Origin of the sequence: Varibaculum timonense (assembly GCF_027694345.1) — a bacterium.
Lineage (GTDB): Bacteria > Actinomycetota > Actinomycetes > Actinomycetales > Actinomycetaceae > Varibaculum > Varibaculum timonense_A.
This window is the reverse complement of the sequence record NZ_JAQEVU010000006.1, coordinates 151,248-168,676: the sequence shown is the minus strand read 5'-3', so window position 1 is coordinate 168,676 and position 17,429 is coordinate 151,248. Positions and strand designations below refer to the sequence as shown.

The following is a 17,429-nucleotide window of genomic DNA, read 5'->3' as shown; positions in this document are numbered from 1 at the left end:
TAGCATCAAGATGTGCAGCTATAAATAATCGGGGCCTGACTATGAAGTCAGGCCCCGATTAAACAGCTTCCTAGATTAGAAAACTAAAGATTCAGACCAAAAGAATCCTCAAAATTGATTCCTGCCAAGAAATCATCGTCTATTTCAGGAACTTTGAAATCGTCAGCAGACCAACCCATCTTGGACATTGCTTCCTCAGTGGGCTCCACACTGGCATCACGGAACATGGCCAGACCGGTACCCGCCGGAATCAACTTACCAAGAATAACGTTCTCTTTCAGACCTACCAGCGGATCTTTCTTATGATTCATGGCCGCGTCAGTGAGCACCTTCGTAGTCTCCTGGAAGGAAGCCGCAGACAACCAGGAATCGGTAGCCAAGGAGGCTTTAGTAATCCCCATCAGTTCCGGACGAGCCGCAGCTGGCTCCCCGCCCTCGGAAACCACTTTGCGGTTAATGGAGCGGAAACGAATCGAATCCACCAAAGTACCCGGCAACAGCTCGGTATCACCCGACTTCAACACGGTTACCCGCCGTAGCATCTGACGGACAATCACCTCAATGTGCTTGGAGTGAATATCCACGCCCTGCGAACGGTAAACCTCTTGAACTTCATTCACCAGCTGCCTTTGAGTAGAGTTCACACCCAAAATCCGCAAAACTTTCTTCGGATCCAAACGTCCCTCAGTCAGCTGTTCGCCAACCTCCACATGGTCACCGTCAGAGACAATCAGCTTCATCCGGCGCGGAGCGTCAATAATCAAGTCATCTTGACCATCATCACGCACCACTACCAACTGACGAGGCTCACCCGGTTCATCAACAATCTTGATACGCCCGGCAGCCTCGGTAATCAGGGCTTCGCCCTTGGGGGTACGAGCCTCGAAGAGCTCCTGTACACGCGGCAGACCCTGGGTAATATCGGCTGCGCCAGCCGCACCACCGGTGTGGAAAGTACGCATCGTCAGCTGAGTACCCGGCTCCCCAATCGACTGGGCAGCGATAATCCCCACCGCTTCCCCAATATCGACCCGTTTACCAGTCGCCAGAGAACGCCCATAACAAGACGCACAAGTACCGGCCTCAGATTCACAGGTCAAAACCGAGCGTACCGGAATTTCGGTTACCCCCGCCTCGATTAAGGCATCAATCTTCTCGTCACCAATATCGGTTCCCTTGGCAAATACCAGATTGCCATCCGCGTCAGTAACGTCCTTGGAAAGAGTACGTCCATAGGCAGTGGTTTCTACGATGTCCAGTTTATAAACCTTGCCATCTTCAGAAACACCTCCAATCGGCAGTACTAGACCGCGGCGAGTACCACAGTCCTGTTCGCGCACAATAACGTCCTGGGACACGTCCACCAGACGACGAGTCAAATAACCCGAGTCGGCAGTACGCAATGCGGTATCGGCCAAACCTTTACGCGCACCGTGAGTAGCGATGAAGTATTCCAGAACAGATAGACCGGAACGGTAGTTCGATTTAATCGGCTGCTCAATCAGCTTCTGCTTCGGGTCAGCCACCAGACCACGCATACCGGAAATCTGTCGAATCTGATCCCAGTTACCACGAGCACCAGAAGAAACCATCCGGTTCACCTGGTTACGAGCCGGGAAGTTCTCCCGCATTGCCTCGGCAACTTTAGCAGTACATTCGGTCCACAAATCCACCAGTTCGTTGTAACGATCCTGGGCGGTAATCAAACCTAAATCTGCGTCCTCCTGTACCTTGGCAGCTTTCTCGTCATATTCGGCTAGAATCTCTGCCTTTATCGGGGGCTCTACCACGTCAGCGAAGCCGATGGTAGTACCCGACCAGGTTGCCCAGTGGAAACCAGTCTCTTTCAAAGCGTCCAGTGAGGCTGCCACATTACCTTTGTCGTAACGTTCCGCCAAGGTATTGACAATCCGGGACAAACCTTTCTTGTCTACCTGCTCGTTTACGAACGGGTAAGAAACCGGCAGTGCCTCATTGAAGAAGCAACGCCCAATCGAAGTCTCGAACTCTACCGGATCGCCCTCTTCAAATCCTTCCGGAGCCTGCCAATCCTTTGGAGGAACCGTACCCGGCTCGAAACGAATCAAAGCGGTTGCGTTAATGTCCAGACGGTTCTGGTCATAAGCCATAATCGCCTCCCCCAAAGAAGAGAACTTGGGGGTAATCGGGTTTCCGTCCTCGTCGGTGGGAACCGGTAGTGCCGGATCCGGATCGGAGGTCAAGTGGTAAATACCAATCACCATATCCTGGGAGGGCATAGTTACCGGGCGACCATCAGCCGGCTTCAAAATGTTATTCGAAGACAGCATCAAAATCCGTGCCTCTGCCTGTGCTTCCGCACCCAGCGGCAGGTGAACAGCCATCTGGTCACCATCAAAGTCCGCGTTGAACGCGCCACAAGCCAGCGGGTGAAGCTGAACTGCTTTACCCTCAATCAAAATCGGCTCGAAAGCCTGAATACCTAGGCGGTGCAAAGTAGGAGCGCGGTTCAGCAACACCGGATGCTCGGTGATTACCTCATCGAGCACGTCCCACACCTGCGGACGCTGGCGTTCTACCATCCGCTTCGCGGCCTTAACGTTCTGAGCTTCTTGTCGCTCAACCAGTCGTTTCATTACGAACGGCTTAAACAGCTCCAAAGCCATCTGCTTGGGCAAACCGCACTGGTGCAGCCTGAGCTGCGGACCTACCACGATTACGGAACGACCAGAATAATCAACTCGCTTACCCAATAGGTTCTGACGGAAACGCCCCTGCTTGCCCTTGAGCATATCGGATAGGGACTTCAACGGACGGTTACCCGGACCAGTCACCGGACGACCGCGGCGACCATTATCGAAAAGGGCGTCCACAGATTCTTGCAGCATCCGCTTTTCGTTATTAACGATAATCTGGGGAGCACCCAAATCCAGCAGCCGCTTCAAACGGTTATTACGGTTAATCACCCGGCGGTATAAATCGTTCAAGTCAGAGGTAGCAAAGCGACCACCGTCTAGCTGCACCATCGGACGTAGATCCGGAGGAATCACCGGAATCCGGTCAAGCACCATCGAATCTGGGTTGTTCCCGGTCTGCAGGAAAGCCGAAATGACTTTCAAGCGCTTTAGAGCCCGAATCTTACGCTGTCCGGTACCGGTTTCCACTTCTTCTTTCAGCTTTTCAGCTTCAGCCTTGAGGTCGAAGTCCCGCAGACGCTTTTGGACTGCCTGCGCGCCCTTGTCGCCCTTGAAATAAATGCCGTAACGCATCTCCAAGTCGCGGTAAAGCCGCTCATCACCCTCGAGGTCACCTACCTGTAGTTCCTTGAAGCGGGTGAATACCTCGTCCCGACGAGTCAGTTCCCGATCGAGCTTGCGCCGCATCTGAGTAACCTCTTTATCGGCGATTTTACGAACTTTTTCCTTTTCAGCGTTCTTGGCATCATTGGCTTCTAAGGCTGCCAAATCTTTTTCCAGTTTTTCCTGGCGGGCAACAATCTGCGCCTCGCAGCGTTCAGTTAAACGCTGTTTTTCCAGGCTAAGCTCGTTTTCCAGATTCGGTAAATCCTGGTGGCGAGCATCCTCATCGACCTCGGTAATCATATAGGCCGCGAAGTAAATTACCTTTTCCAGGTCTTTCGGTGCTAAATCCAGCAGGTAACCCAGACGGGAGGGCACGCCCTTGAAATACCAAATATGGGTAACCGGGGCAGCCAGTTCAATATGACCCATACGTTCGCGGCGCACCTTGGAGCGAGTAACTTCTACCCCGCAGCGCTCACAAACGATGCCTTTGTAACGCACCCGCTTGTATTTTCCACAAGCACATTCCCAGTCTCTAGTAGGACCGAATATCCGTTCACAGAACAGACCGTCTTTCTCGGGCTTTAGGGTACGGTAGTTAATTGTTTCCGGCTTTTTGACTTCGCCAAATGACCATTCCGCCACAGCATCAGCGGTCGCCATGCCGATATGTAGTTGATCGAATTTATTTGCATCCATAATCGACTCTTACCTTCTTTTCCCTGCTGCCTAGATTTCTTCCAAAGAAACATTGGGGTTTGGCCGCGAGCCAATGTTAATCCCCAACTCTTCGCTGGCGCGCTCAGCACCGTCATCGTCTTCAGCCAGAGACACTACGTTATCTTCAGCGTCCAAGGCTTCCACGTTCAGGCAGAGGGAGCGCATTTCTTGTATGAGGACGCGGAAGGATTCCGGAATGCCAGGTTGCGGAATATCTTCGCCCTTGACAATCGCCTCATAGACCTTTACACGACCGGTAATATCATCAGATTTCACGGTCAGTAGTTCCTGTAGCGAATAGGCGGCGCCGTAGGCTTCCATCGCCCAAACTTCCATCTCACCGAAACGCTGGCCACCGAACTGGGCTTTACCACCCAAAGGCTGCTGGGTAATCATGGAGTAAGGACCGGTGGAACGTGCGTGAATCTTGTCGTCTACCAGGTGGTGCAGCTTCAGCATGTACTTGTACCCTACCGAAATCGGGTAGGGGAACGGTTCACCGCTGCGCCCGTCAAACAGGCGGGCTTTGCCGTCTGCGTTAATCAGGCGATCGCCGTCAGCGTTCGGACGGGTGCAACCGAGCAGACCGGTCAATACGTCTTCTTGTACACCGTCAAACACCGGGGTAGCAACTTTTTGACCAGCGGGAGCCGATAGCCCCTCCTTGGGGAGTTTCTCAATCCACTTGGCGCCCTCTTCAGCCAGCAAGGAAGTATCCCAACCTTGATGAGCAATCCAGCCTAAATGGAATTCGAGGACCTGACCGATATTCATACGTCCCGGCACGCCCATTGGGTTCAAAATAATATCGACCGGGGTTCCGTCCTCTAGGAAAGGCATATCCTCAACCGGCAAAATCTTGGAAACCACACCTTTATTGCCGTGACGACCAGCCATTTTATCGCCGATAGTAATTTTACGGCGCTGGGCTACATAGACCCGCACCATCTGCTTTACCCCAGGAGGTAGTTCGTCATCATCGTCGGTGAACTCACGTACTCCGATCACGATTCCAGATTCACCATGAGGCACGCGCAGAGAAGTGTCCCGCACCTCGCGGGCTTTCTCACCGAAGATGGCGCGCAGCAGACGTTCTTCGCTGGTCAGCTCAGTTTCGCCCTTGGGGGTTACTTTCCCGACCAGAATATCGCCGGCTTGAACCTCGGCGCCGATGCGGATAATACCGCGTTCGTCAAGGTCAGATAGGGCGTCTTCGGAGATATTAGGAATATCGCGAGTGATTTCCTCTAGACCAAGTTTAGTTTCGCGAGCATCAATCTCGTGTTCTTCAATATGGATAGAAGTGAGCACATCATCTTGGACTACCCGGCGGGAAAGAATAATCGCGTCCTCGTAGTTGAGACCTTCCCACGACATATAGGCAACCAGCAGGTTCTTACCCAAAGCCAGTTCGCCATGATCGGTTGCCGGACCGTCAGCGATTAAATCGCCGACCTCTACCCGATCCCCGGCTGCCACCCGTACATGCTGGTTGTAGCAGTTACCGGGGTTGGAACGGTGGAATTTGTCCAGCTTATAGGTGAAGTAGGTGCCATCATCGCACATGAGCTGTACATGTGCTGCATCAGCTTCAACAACTACCCCGGCGTGTTCGCTAACAATGGCTTCGCCGGCATCCATAGCGGTACGCCGCTCCATACCGGTACCTACTAGCGGAGCCTCGGTGGTTAGCAACGGAACCGCTTGACGCTGCATGTTAGCCCCCATGAGGGCGCGGTTAGCGTCATCGTGTTCTAGGAACGGAATCAGAGCGGCGGCGACTGAAGTCATTTGCCGGGCTGAAACATCCATGAAGTCTACTTCGTCGCGGTGAACTTCTTGCGGGTCATGCCCGGCAATCCGGCACAGAACCAGTTCTTCCGCAAAGGAACCATCATCGTTTAGCGGTGCGGAGGCCTGGGCAATGTTGTATCCAGATTCTTCATCGGCGCTTAGATAGTGAACCTCTTCAGTTACCCGACCATCTTTAACTACCCGATAGGGGGTTTCGATAAACCCGAAGGAGTTTAAGCGTGCATAGGTAGCCAGCGAGCCGATTAGACCAATGTTCGGACCTTCCGGAGATTCAATCGGGCACATCCGGCCATAGTGGGAGGGGTGCACGTCACGAACTTCCATGCCGGCGCGGTCACGAGAAAGACCGCCCGGACCTAGCGCGGATAGACGCCGCTTGTGGGTTAGACCGGAAAGCGGGTTGTTTTGATCCATGAACTGTGACAGCTGCGAAGTACCAAAGAATTCTTTGATGGCGGCCACTACCGGACGGATGTTAATCAGTGACTGCGGGGTGATGGCCTCCGCGTCCTGGGTGGTCATGCGTTCGCGTACGACCCGTTCCATCCGGGATAGCCCGGTGCGAATCTGAGCTTGAATCAGTTCGCCAACTGCGCGAATCCGGCGGTTACCGAAGTGGTCAATATCGTCAGTTTCGACTCGCAAATCAACGATTTCGCCGTCCTCGTTAGTGGCGGGTACCGTTTGGTCACCTTTTTGCAGTGCCAGCAGGTATTTGAAACCGGCAACGATATCATCCAAAGTCAGAGTGGAAGAGTTGATATCTGAGGTAAGTCCCAGTTTCCGATTCAGCTTGTAGCGACCTACTTTTGCCAGGTCGTAGCGCTTGGGGTTGAAGTAGAAACCCTCAATCAGGTTACGACCGGCTTCTGCGCTTGCAGGTTCACCGGGGCGAATCTTGCGGTAAATGTCTGCCCGAGCATCATCGGTGGATTGAATATTATCCGAGTCTTTTTCCAAGGTGGAAAGCATAATCGGATAGTCTTTGAACTCTTCGCGGATTTCTTGGGCGCTCATGCCGAGGGCGCGCAGGAATACGGTACCCGACTGCTTACGCCGCCGGTCAATACGGATGCCTACGTTTTCGCGTTTGTCAATCTCAAGCTCAAGCCAAGCACCCCGGGAAGGAATGAACTTGCAGCCGTAGATGTCCTTGTCTGAGGTCTTGTCAGCAACTTTCTCGAAGTAGACGCCGGGAGAACGCACCAGCTGGGATACAACTACCCGCTCGGTGCCGTTAATAATGAAGGTTGCCCGCGGAGTCATCAGCGGGAAATCCCCCATAAACACGGTCTGAGATTTAATCTCGCCAGTGTTTTCATTCATGTATTCCGCAGTTACAAAAATGGGAGCCGCATAGGTGTAGTCTTTGGCTTTACATTCTTCAATGGAATACTTGGGGGGCTCGAACTTGGGATCGGAGAATGATAGTGACATTGACCCCGCGAAGTCTTGGATAGGGGAAATCTCTTCAAAGACTTCCTCTAGACCGGAAAGCAAAGGCAGGTTGTGATGCTTAGCTTTCGCGTTTTCTTCTTCAGCTTGACGCCATTGCGGGGTGCCAAGGAGCCATTCAAAAGATTTCCTTTGAATGTCTAGTAGATTCGGGGGAGCCATAACTTCCTGTAGTTTCGCAAACGACAGGCGAGAGGGCTTATTGGCAGATGCGGTTTCAGCAGCCAAAAGGATTCCTTTCGGACGACGTAACTTAAGCGCATATTTTTAGGTCTCCGCCCCATTCCGGGAATGGTTGCTTTCGGATTGCCTTGCGCATTTTAGAGGCTAATCAGCAGACCAAACCACATCGGGCTACGGTAAACGCAAGTATTAATGGTAGTTTGAAACTTATTCGGATGCCAGATAGAGGGCGAGGACGTGCGCATTTTCACAGCTTTGGCGGAGGATGCGGGGCGGGTTAGTTTCCTCCGCCCTCAAATTAGGGTGTTTTAGATTGATGACAATGACTGTGTGCTCGCTGGAGCTGGCTCTATTGGCAGGTTAAATTGGGCTGCTTTCTCGTGGGCAACTAGCTTGGCAAGTTCGCCCTCTTGCTGTAATAGTTTTTCCGCCTCTCCCTGTTGTACTAATTTTCCCTGTGAGAGCACCAGCACCTGGTCGGCTTGTTTAATCTGGCTTAGGGTATGGGTGATTTCAATAATGGTCGCTTCTGGACGCTTCTGCCGTACTCGGCTGCGAATTCTTGCCGCTAAAGAAGGCTCTAAATGGGCGGTAAACTCATCTAACACCAGCACCGAAGATTCCTTCAACAGCGCCCTGGCTAAAGCTAATCTTTGCCGCTGCCCCCCGGACAGACCGGTTCCCCGAGAACCCAGGCGAGTGTTTAAACCTGCCGGTAAATCCCGAATCATCTGGTCTAGCTCCACGATTTTTAGCACTTCCCAAAGCTGGGCGTCATCTGCTCTGGGGCTGGCTAAACGCAGATTATCGGCGATAGAGGTCGAAAAAATGTGTACCCGCTGGGTAACGTAAGAGATTGCCTGGCGAATAGCTTGCGGATCGATTTGCGATAGGGGGCGGTCTCCTAAAAGAATTTCTCCGCTATCTACATCCCAATATCGCAGCAATAAGCTAGCTAGAGTAGATTTCCCGCTGCCAGTAGCTCCGCAAATACTGGTCCACGAACCGGCAGGAACACTAAACGAAACCTCTTTGACTACCGGCGCGGCTCCCACACGCTCGCCCTTTTGCGGATAACTAAAGGACACGTCCTTAAAAATAATCGGAAAAGGCTTTTCTTCCAGCTCTTTTACTCCGCCTCTAACCTGAGGGGGAGTGTGAGCGAGAGTCCAAACCCGGCGCGCAGCCGCGAAAGAGTTAGCTAAGTTAGTTGAGAAATCTTCCACTGAACGACAAACATCCCACGAACGCAGCACCGCAAATAGCACCGCCACCAAAGAGGGAAGGGTATCAAAACTACTACTAGCTGGCGCTGCCACTAACATAATCAACAAAAGCGCCAGATACATCAGGGTTTGGGTAAATGCTCTGCGCACAGCAAAAAGTGAGTTCACTACCCTCGAGGTGGCGCTAACAATCGACATATAGCGTTCTAACTGAATAATTCGGATACGCTGCAAACCGTATCCGACAACCTCGTTAATCCCGTTTACCGAATCCGTTACCGTTTGCGCTACTTGACCTTTCGCTTTCGCTGCCAAATCTGCCCCGCGATTTCCTTCCCCGGTTCCCAGCAGCAGAAGAACCATTAAATTCGCCAAGTAGATGAGGAACAGCAAAAAACCGCTCAGGGGATTCACCATCACTCCAGTGAAAACAGAAACCCCCAGTGGGATAACCAAAGCGGTAAAAGCCGGAACCAGCGTGTGCGCAAAAAACACTTCAATCCGGTCAATATCGCTAGTAACCCGGGTCAATAAATCTCCACTTTTTGCTTCCACCATTAAGGCAGGAGCCTGCGGCACTAAAGCCCGATACATTTCGCTACGCAGCAGCTCTAACGCTTTGAATGCCACATAGTGACCAGCGAACTGCTCCAGGTAGCGGAAAAGCCCTTTCAGCGCTGCCAAGAGAGCCATTACCCCTACGGTTATCCACAGATAGGAAAGGGGCAGCGCGCCCCCGGTCGCAACCGTCAGGGCTGCGAAGCTAACTCGATACCCCCCGAAAGCTACCAGCGCAATACCCAAACCTTGGTTCAACAGGGAGGATACACCCGATAGGTAAAGGGGTTTAAGCACCGGGCGAGTAATACGCACTAACCAGTTGATTAGTTGGAGCGTCCCCACTTTTTTGTCCGCAGCCATATAATCTTCGTTACGCTTTCCCCTGTTCGAACGGGGTTTACCGGGTAGGAGGACAGCTTTGGCGGGGCGTAAGCGTTTTAAGAACTTCCAGCTCTTTTTGCCGTTTTTATTCACTGCTCACCTCCCGCAATGCGCCATCTTTCAGGTAGAGGACGCGGTCGGCGTATCTCAGGGCGCTGGCACGGTGCGTGAGCAGCAGAAGGGTTTTTTCCTTAGCTATTTCCGCGAGCGCCTGAATAATAGCTGCTTCAGATGCTAAATCTATCTGCGAAGTTGGTTCGTCTAGCAGTAATAAATCTCGCTCGGAAAGCAGGGCTCGCGCTAGCGAAAGCCTTTGCGCTTGCCCTCCCGATAGGGCGTAGGCGTCCTCCCCTACCGTAGTATCTAGCCCTTTCGGGAAAGACCTCACTTCTTCTCCTAGTTTTACCTTTTTTAGGCAGTCCCATAGGCGCTCTTCGCTGGCTCGCGGAGCTACCATCATCAAATTGGAGCGGATTGTGCCGGAAAAAACCCAGGTGGTTTGCTGTAGCAAGGCTGAACGCGCCCTAAACCAGTCACGATTAGTCGGCGTTAAAGACTGTCCTTGCAGGTAAACTTGACCGCTATTTGGCAATAGGTTGCCTTTTATCATTTCGATGAGGGTCGATTTCCCCTCTCCGGAAGCTCCGCAGATTGCCACCCATTCTCCCTTTTCCACCGTTAAGTCAAGATTTTTGAGGACGGGCTTGCCGCCAGGGTAAGCAAAGTTAATCCCTTGCATCTGGATTAGAGGCAAATCAGGGTCTACAGCAGAACTGACACTTTGATTCGAGTTCACCGGTGACGTAAGTTTTGAGTTCGCGGGCGCTTCGTCCTCCGATTCTGCCTCCCGCCGGGTTAGGTCGCTATTTTCTGAGGATTCCAAACCCGTATCCGGGGATACTTTTGGAGCTGCTAAGGAGGTTTTTGAACCTAAGAATCGACGCACTAGGCGCTGATTCGCCCTCCCCGCCATCCCAATATAGAAGAAAGCACCGATATTGTTCATTGGTTCTAAAAGCAGCAGCGTAAGCCCCAACATAGAAACCATCGGCGCTATCAGGCCAACCCCGATTCCCCAAGCACCTGACAGAACCCTCCAAAGGCAAAGAGCAAATCCACTCGTCAGCAACAACAGATTAAAACCCATGTCAATAACCAGCAGGATTAGCTGATTTGCTGCCAGCAGGCGCATAGTAGAGAGCCGGTTTTTCTCCCCGGCAGCGGCTAGTTTTTTCCCTTGAACCTCGCTCGCTCCCACTAGGGTAAGGGTTTCCAGGCCGGAAATAGTATCCAAATAGGCTGCTGCCAGCTGGTTACGTTGCCTACGAGATTTACCTGATACTTTGCGAGTCAGTTTGGAGAAAACAAAAATAATTAGAGGAACTAGCGGGACAAAAGCTAACAGAACCAACGCACAAATCGGGTCAATAAATAGTGCCATCAACACTAACACCAGCGGTGGGGTAAGCATCGAACCAATCATGCTGCCCAGAAAGCCTTGCCGGTAGCGCTCAATTTTTTCCGTCCCCGCAGTCATCATGTCGATTAGGGAACCTACCCGGCGTTGGGCAAGAATTCCCGGTCCGATGCGGAAAATATGCCACAACAGCCGGGACTGTAGCGCTTCCTGTTCACTAAGCTGGCAGCGCTGCTCAATCGCTACTCGCAGACTCTCGCATCCTCCCATCCCGATGGCAAGGAAAAATAGTCCCCCTAGCTGCCCCGATATGCTCTTGCCTGAAAACGCCTGTGCCAGGGTATAACCAACTAGAACCGTAAAACCCGCCGCCAGTAGAACCGAAACCAAAGTAAGCATCACAGAGGTAACAATCGCTACTATCCCTGCGGGACCAGAAAGTGAGAGTTTCTTCGCCATGTAATCCTCTAGTTCAGTGGGTTTTCTGGCTTAACCTTACTAGTTTTAGCGCCCAGACAGTACCCACCTAACCGCAGCTACCCCTAGGAGAGGTAAAGTAGCAAGCATGAATCAAACGCAGGTAAGCCCCAGCAGTACCCCAGATGCTAAACAGTCAAAACTGCAAGCAGAGCCGGAAAGCTCTAACCCGCCGGATAACTTAACTCCTTATCAGCGCTATGTTCGTCGCCGTCAGCAACGAGAAACCATGGTTTTTACGGTTATCGGTTCGGTAATGACAGTTCTGTTGGTGATTTCTATCCTGGTGGGATTTGGAATTGTCCCGTTCCCTTTCTTTGATGATTTCAAACAGGCTCCTCAATACGCGCAGGCGGGAGACACACCCTGCCCTACCTCAGAAAAAGCATTCCCTTTGGACAAGATGGAAATCCATGTTGTTAATGGCACTGATGTTTCCGGTTTGGCTAGCAAAATCTCTAAAGAACTAAAGGCTCGTGGCATCACCGTGAAAGATACCGGAAATATCAGTTCCGGTTCTTATGAGGGCAATATCCGCATCGTTACTGGCCCTACCGGTGTTAATGTGGCATACACTTTGGCGCGTGCCTTTGAAGATGCGGAAATCATTATGGATCCGCGCCCCACTCCCGATGTAACTGTAACTATCGGCTCTCAGTATTCAGATATGGTTAGTCTCGAAAAGTTCAAAGAGATTGCTAGCAAAGACCTTGAAAAGATTGACGGCTGCAAACTCGTGCAAATCGCCTAATCAAAGTCAAGGTCAAAGCTAAAAGATAACCCTCCCCTGTCCTTTCCGACAGGGGAGGGTTATCTTAATTCTGTTAATCTTCTACCGAGGACGCTACCCGCTTTTCATAGGAACGTGACTTTAAGTCAGTTCCGGCGGGAGCAGATGCCGGAGAAGCCTGTTCTAGGAAAGTACCCCGCACTTTCGAGATTGCCCGCATCACATGGTAAATGATGATTGCCCCGAACGAGCCTAAAGCGATTCCTTCAAACGTGGCTCCACCAGCTACCAAAGTGTAGTTAGCGATTGCTAAAACCATTGCGACTGCCGCAGTATTTAGGTTCACCGGGTCAGCAAAATCCACCTTGTTTTGTACCCAGATACGAACCCCCAGCATCCCAATCATTCCGTAAAGTACCGTGGCAGCCCCGCCTAACACCCCGGCGGGAATGGTGGCAATAGCAGCCCCGAACTTTGGCAGTAAAGATAAGGCCAACGCGCCGCAGGCAGCAATAATATAGGCAACCGTTGCATAGACCCGGGTTGCAGCCATAACTCCGATATTCTCGGCATAGGTGGTGGTTCCTGAACCTCCACCACAGCCAGCCAGTACGGTAGCAACCCCATCTGCGAGTAGCGCCCTACCGGTTAAATCATCAAGATTCTGTCCGGTCATCGCGGATACCGATTTAACGTGACCAATGTTTTCTGCAATCAGCACTAAAACTACCGGCAGGAATAGTCCCAAATACTTTGGTTCAAAAGCTGGAGCATGGAAAGCCGGTAATCCCACTACTTTTGCCGCTCCGATAGCTGCAAAATCGACCTCTTCGCGAACAATTGCGCAACCGTATCCGACCAGCACTCCAATCAGGATAGACAAGCGCCCAATAATTCCTTTGAAAAGTACGGTTACCAGCAAGATAGTCACAATAGTGACCGTGGCGGTAATGGGAGCCTGTTTAACGTTATTCCAGGCACTGGGGGCGAGGTTGAAACCAATCAAGGAAACAATCGCGCCAGTAACAATCGGAGGCATCAGTTTGTCTATCCATCCTGACCCCGCAAAATGCACAATCAAGCCAACCAGGGCTAATAGAATACCAACCGAGATAACTCCGCCTTGAGCCAGAGACTGCTTTGCTCCGTCTAGAGGAATTCCCGCTTGCGGGTCATACATGGTGACAGCCCCGATGGGAGCGATTAACGCGAAAGAAGACCCCAAATATGAGGGGAGGCGACCAGCGGTGATAAGTATGAATAACAGCGTGCCACAACCAGTGAAGAACAAAGTGGTTGAGGGGTCAAATCCGGTTAATAGTGGCACTAGAAAAGTAGCGCCGAACATGGCAACGATATGTTGCATACCGATACCGGTAGTACGCGACCAGCTTAGCCGCTCATTGGGCATCACCACTTCGCCCGGCGCAATCGTACGTCCATCACCATGTAGTTTCCATAGGGAGGCTTTAGTAGCTCCGGCTCGACTTGTTTTCGTGGTTTTGGAACTCTTATTGCTTAGCTCAGCAGAATTGGAGTGTTCTTGATTTGGGGAAATCTGATCGTTAGTAGACATTTTGCCTCTGTTACCTGTAGAGATTGCATATTTTCTGGACTGCACCTGACTTTAGGTTATTGCCCGGCAGATGCCGCTTTGAAAACTATCAATCTGCGTATGTACGGTCAGGATACCAGTGTATTCCCGCAAGGCGCGGAGATAAAATCACCGCAAAAGCACAGGCAACAGACCAGGGGTAATAGTTAATCTTGTCTCAGCACAAACAATAGAATGAGGATTATGCATAAAAAATTGGTTTACCGCGATGAAGTAGACACCCCGATTGTGCTACCGGATTTCAATAACCCCACCCAAACTTCTCAGTTCTTTCTTTCCCTACCTGATGTTTCAGCTAGATGTCCCTCTGCTAAAGCTCAACTTATCGAATCAATGGGGATAAGCTTTCACCACCTGGGTGGGCAGGTAATGATTTGTTCGATGCCGGTAGAGGGAAACCGTCAGACTTTGGGGGTACTGCATGGCGGAGCGAACGCGGTACTCGGGGAAACTACCGGCTCTTTAGCCGCGAACTATGTAGCACCTGCCGGAAAGCACGCGGTTGGTTCCAATATTTTTGTTACTCACCACCGTCCGGCGCTTGCGGGTAGGGTGTTTTGCGTTGCGACCTTAGCTCAAAGCGGGCGCACCCTAGCAACTTATTTTTTAAAGATTTTTTCCGAGGACGGCAAACTTACCGCTTCCGGCACCCACACCTGTGCCTTTGTGGATGATTAGGACGAGTTAGCGCAGAAGACTGATTGCGGGGAGAAACCTTAGAACCAAAGGGAGGGTTCTTAGCCTAGATACCACCCTATTCACCCTGGTCAAAGCTTAAGACCTGGTGCGCAAGGGGGGACTTGAACCCCCATGCCCGGTAAAGGGCACACGGACCTGAACCGTGCGCGTCTACCAATTCCGCCACTTGCGCTTAGGTTTAACGTCACCGGACGCTGAACCACGAATAGAAATCTACCCCGAAACTAAAGACCGGAGCAAGCCCACAGACAAAAGGCGTTACGTTTCACAAGAAAAGTTGCGCATTTTCATCTATTTGCCCTGCGATAATACTTATTCACCATTTTTCTATTAACCTTGAAGTTAGGTGTGTCTACCGACAAATGATTTTACCGACTCTTTCTGTCAGTGAAACCACCCGGCAACACCACCTATAGAACTGTTATTTACAGGAGAGGACGAAAATATGGGAGTGGTTGACCGCTTCGAGAAAGCCGTATCTCAGGGGGTGAACGCCCCCTTTTCGAAGATGTTCGCCAGCTCGATTAAAGCCGTAGACATAAAGACGGCAATCCGTGAAAGTATGGACAACTCTCGCGCCACCTTGAACGATGGTCGGGTAGTAGTACCGAACGAGTATCAAGTTCTACTTAATCAAAAAGACTTCCAATCAGTAACGGATGCTAACTCCCAAGTGTTAGCGGAAGAGTTAGCTCAAGACGCAACCATGTATGCCACCGAACAGAGCTACGTGTTTGTCGGACCGGTAGAAGTGGCTTTTTCTACCGGTGACCAACCGTTAGGGGAACTACAAATCGATAATGCTATCCGGCGCGGCCCGGCCGCGCCGGTCACAACTGCCAGCGCTAGCCCCTCCCACCCAATTATTGACATCGAGGGGCAACAGTGGCTGCTAACCGAACCAGTAACGGTGATTGGCAGAGGATCCGAAGCTGACATTGTGGTACATGACCCGGGAGTATCCCGCCGTCACCTGGAACTGCGAATCACTCCCCAGGGGGTAATCGCCACTGATTTGGGTTCAACTAACGGCTCCTATGTAGAAGGTCACCGTATCAGTGCAGCCACTCTCCTAGACGGTAACGAAATAACTATCGGTCGCACCCACCTGCTATTTTGGACATCAAGTGTAGATGAATACTAGGTGGTAACTGTGGCAGTAGGACTTTTATACACTATTTTGCGATTCGGTTTCGTAGCCCTATTGTGGCTGCTGGTAATCGGAATGGTATTAGTGCTGCGCCGCGATATTACCCTGGCCGCTTCTGCTAGGACGAAAACCCCATCCTCTCGCGTACGTCCCTCCCGCGCTAAGGACGCCAAAGAATCGAAGAGCCGGAAAAAGACAGGTATCACTAAAGCACGTTACTTAGCTTTCACCGGCGGAACTTTAGCGGGAAATCGTCTCAAATTGGATGGACAACCCATCTTGCTAGGGCGCTCTGCGGATTGCACCGTTCCCCTGCAAGATTCTTATGCTTCCAACAGACACGCCCGCATTTACCACAACGACGGGCAATGGTTTATTGAAGATCTCAATTCAACCAACGGAACGTATATCGACAGTAAACGCCTCACCGTTGCCCAGCCATTTAAGCCCGGCATGACGGTGCGGATTGGACAAACAACAATGGAGTTAACTAGATGAGCCTCGGATTCAAATATGCCGCCCTGTCCAATATCGGCAAAATCCGCCAGTCTAATCAGGATTCTGGCTATGCCGGCCCGAATCTGCTGGTATTAGCAGACGGAATGGGTGGTCCGGCCGGTGGCGACATAGCCTCCTCAATCGCTATAGACCATTTACGTGGTCTAGACTGCCCAGCCGATAATCCCGAACAGGCACTCGACAGCTTGCGGGATGCAATCAACGAAGCTCATCAGGAGCTATGCGAACGCTCTACGCAAGACCCAGCTCTCGCGGGACTGGGAACCACCTGTATAGCGATTCGCCGCAGTGAAAACGACCTGACCATGACCCATATCGGGGATTCACGTGCCTACCGGCTGCGCGGCGGGGAACTGCGACAAATGACTAACGATCATTCTTTTGTTCAATATCTGGTTGATACCGGTCAGCTCACCCCTGACCAGGCTGAAAACCATCCGCAACGCTCAGTTCTGCTGAGAGTATTGGGAGATTCTCAAGAGGACGTTACCCTGGATGAATCTCATCCCGAGTTCACTGTTGGCGACCGCTGGTTACTATGCTCAGATGGTTTATGCGGATTCGTCTCCGGTCAAACCATCGGTAAGGTTCTCTACCGCAGCGAGAGCCCGAAACAAGCCTGTGAATCATTAGTGGAACTCGCCTTGAAAGCAGGCGGTCCTGACAACGTTACCTGCGTAGTCGCCGAAATTGTCGAGAATCCCGACCAAGATGAGCCAGAAGTTGTGGGGGCAGCCGCCACTGACCGGCTTCAACAGGTGCGTTGCCAACACGATGAATCGATGCCGGTCGCGGAATCCAGCAATCCCGATGCCCTTACCACTGATTTAGATTCCCCCGCTTCGTCCTCCGGAAGCAGCATTTCGTCCTCTAAAACTAGCGCCGAGGACGAAACTGCGGATTCTGTTTTGGAGCAAGCGCAAGCAGCGGTGCCGACAGAATCATTAACCGATAAGAATTCGGCTCCTAAATTCCGTTGGGGCAGAGCCATCGGAGTGATTGTGGGGATAATCTTCCTGATTGCTCTGTTTGCCTGTGCGCTATGGTATGGCTTGTCGCAACGTTCCAGTACGTCACTACCTGAATCAGCAGTCACGGTTTCGCAAGTGAGCCTACCTGCCACTTCCGCACCGCTCGTTGAAACCTCAACGACTGCTGGACAAGCGAAAACCCCAGCTATCTCCATTTAAGTTAGCTGCG

The 17,429-nt window shown here is 51.7% G+C and carries 10 protein-coding genes and 1 tRNA gene; 5 read left to right on the top strand and 6 right to left on the bottom strand.

The features are described 5' to 3' along the window. Nucleotides 1-83: 83 nt before the first annotated feature. The 4 genes from PG728_RS06655 to PG728_RS06640 form a co-directional block, all read right to left on the bottom strand. Complete coding sequence (locus tag PG728_RS06655) at nucleotides 84-3,983, bottom strand: DNA-directed RNA polymerase subunit beta' (RefSeq protein WP_270626628.1); 3,900 nt, start codon at nucleotides 3,981-3,983, stop codon at nucleotides 84-86. Between the two features lie 27 nt (nucleotides 3,984-4,010). Next, nucleotides 4,011-7,499, bottom strand: coding sequence for a DNA-directed RNA polymerase subunit beta (gene rpoB, locus PG728_RS06650; protein WP_270626544.1), 3,489 nt, complete (start codon nucleotides 7,497-7,499; stop codon nucleotides 4,011-4,013). A 263-nt stretch (nucleotides 7,500-7,762) separates the two neighbouring features. Beyond that, nucleotides 7,763-9,601 carry an amino acid ABC transporter ATP-binding/permease protein gene (locus PG728_RS06645; RefSeq protein ID WP_270626543.1) on the bottom strand — a complete coding sequence of 613 codons (1,839 nt, stop codon included), beginning with the start codon at nucleotides 9,599-9,601 and terminating at the stop codon, nucleotides 7,763-7,765. Between the two features lie 106 nt (nucleotides 9,602-9,707). After that, the gene (locus tag PG728_RS06640; protein WP_270626542.1) at nucleotides 9,708-11,498 is read right to left on the bottom strand and encodes an ABC transporter ATP-binding protein/permease; all 1,791 of its coding nucleotides are present in this window, start codon (nucleotides 11,496-11,498) and stop codon (nucleotides 9,708-9,710) included. 106 nt (nucleotides 11,499-11,604) lie between these two features. On the opposite strand from PG728_RS06640, the gene PG728_RS06635 reads away from it, so the two are divergent. Then, entirely contained in the window at nucleotides 11,605-12,267 is a 663-nt protein-coding gene (locus PG728_RS06635) for a LytR C-terminal domain-containing protein (protein WP_270626540.1), read from the top strand. A gap of 73 nt (nucleotides 12,268-12,340) precedes the next feature. Here the strand turns inward: PG728_RS06635 and PG728_RS06630 are convergent, their stop codons facing one another. Beyond that, entirely contained in the window at nucleotides 12,341-13,822 is a 1,482-nt protein-coding gene (locus PG728_RS06630) for a uracil-xanthine permease family protein (protein ID WP_079985921.1), read from the bottom strand. Between the two features lie 222 nt (nucleotides 13,823-14,044). Between PG728_RS06630 and PG728_RS06625 the strand changes: the two genes are divergently transcribed. After that, the gene (locus tag PG728_RS06625; protein ID WP_270626537.1) at nucleotides 14,045-14,539 is read left to right on the top strand and encodes a PaaI family thioesterase; all 495 of its coding nucleotides are present in this window, start codon (nucleotides 14,045-14,047) and stop codon (nucleotides 14,537-14,539) included. Nucleotides 14,540-14,643: 104 nt separating this feature from the next. Here the strand turns inward: PG728_RS06625 and PG728_RS06620 are convergent. Next, nucleotides 14,644-14,732 (bottom strand) — tRNA-Leu (locus PG728_RS06620). Nucleotides 14,733-15,005: 273 nt separating this feature from the next. Between PG728_RS06620 and PG728_RS06615 the strand changes: the two genes are divergently transcribed. The 3 genes from PG728_RS06615 to PG728_RS06605 are packed head-to-tail and all read left to right on the top strand — an operon-like array spanning nucleotide 15,006 to nucleotide 17,419. After that, a complete protein-coding gene (locus PG728_RS06615; RefSeq protein WP_072510322.1) occupies nucleotides 15,006-15,704 on the top strand; it encodes an FhaA domain-containing protein in 699 nt (232 codons plus the stop codon). 9 nt (nucleotides 15,705-15,713) lie between these two features. Next, on the top strand, nucleotides 15,714-16,208 hold the full coding sequence (locus PG728_RS06610) for an FHA domain-containing protein FhaB/FipA (protein WP_270626535.1): 495 nt from the start codon (nucleotides 15,714-15,716) through the stop codon (nucleotides 16,206-16,208). Then, complete coding sequence (locus tag PG728_RS06605; protein ID WP_270626533.1) at nucleotides 16,205-17,419, top strand: PP2C family protein-serine/threonine phosphatase; 1,215 nt, start codon at nucleotides 16,205-16,207, stop codon at nucleotides 17,417-17,419. Before PG728_RS06610 ends, PG728_RS06605 begins: the two co-directional genes overlap by 4 nt. The last annotated feature ends 10 nt before the right edge of the window (nucleotides 17,420-17,429 follow it).

Bases quoted from the DNA above. Each gene is read 5' to 3' on its own strand.
- PG728_RS06605 (WP_270626533.1), top strand. From the start codon at position 16,205: ATGAGCCTCGGATTCAAATATGCCGCCCTGTCCAATATCGGCAAAATC.
- PG728_RS06625 (WP_270626537.1), top strand. From the start codon at position 14,045: ATGCATAAAAAATTGGTTTACCGCGATGAAGTAGACACCCCGATTGTG.
- PG728_RS06635 (WP_270626540.1), top strand. From the start codon at position 11,605: ATGAATCAAACGCAGGTAAGCCCCAGCAGTACCCCAGATGCTAAACAG.
- PG728_RS06645 (WP_270626543.1), bottom strand. From the start codon at position 9,601: ATGGCTGCGGACAAAAAAGTGGGGACGCTCCAACTAATCAACTGGTTA.
- PG728_RS06630 (WP_079985921.1), bottom strand. From the start codon at position 13,822: ATGTCTACTAACGATCAGATTTCCCCAAATCAAGAACACTCCAATTCT.
- PG728_RS06615 (WP_072510322.1), top strand. From the start codon at position 15,006: ATGGGAGTGGTTGACCGCTTCGAGAAAGCCGTATCTCAGGGGGTGAAC.
- PG728_RS06640 (WP_270626542.1), bottom strand. From the start codon at position 11,498: ATGGCGAAGAAACTCTCACTTTCTGGTCCCGCAGGGATAGTAGCGATT.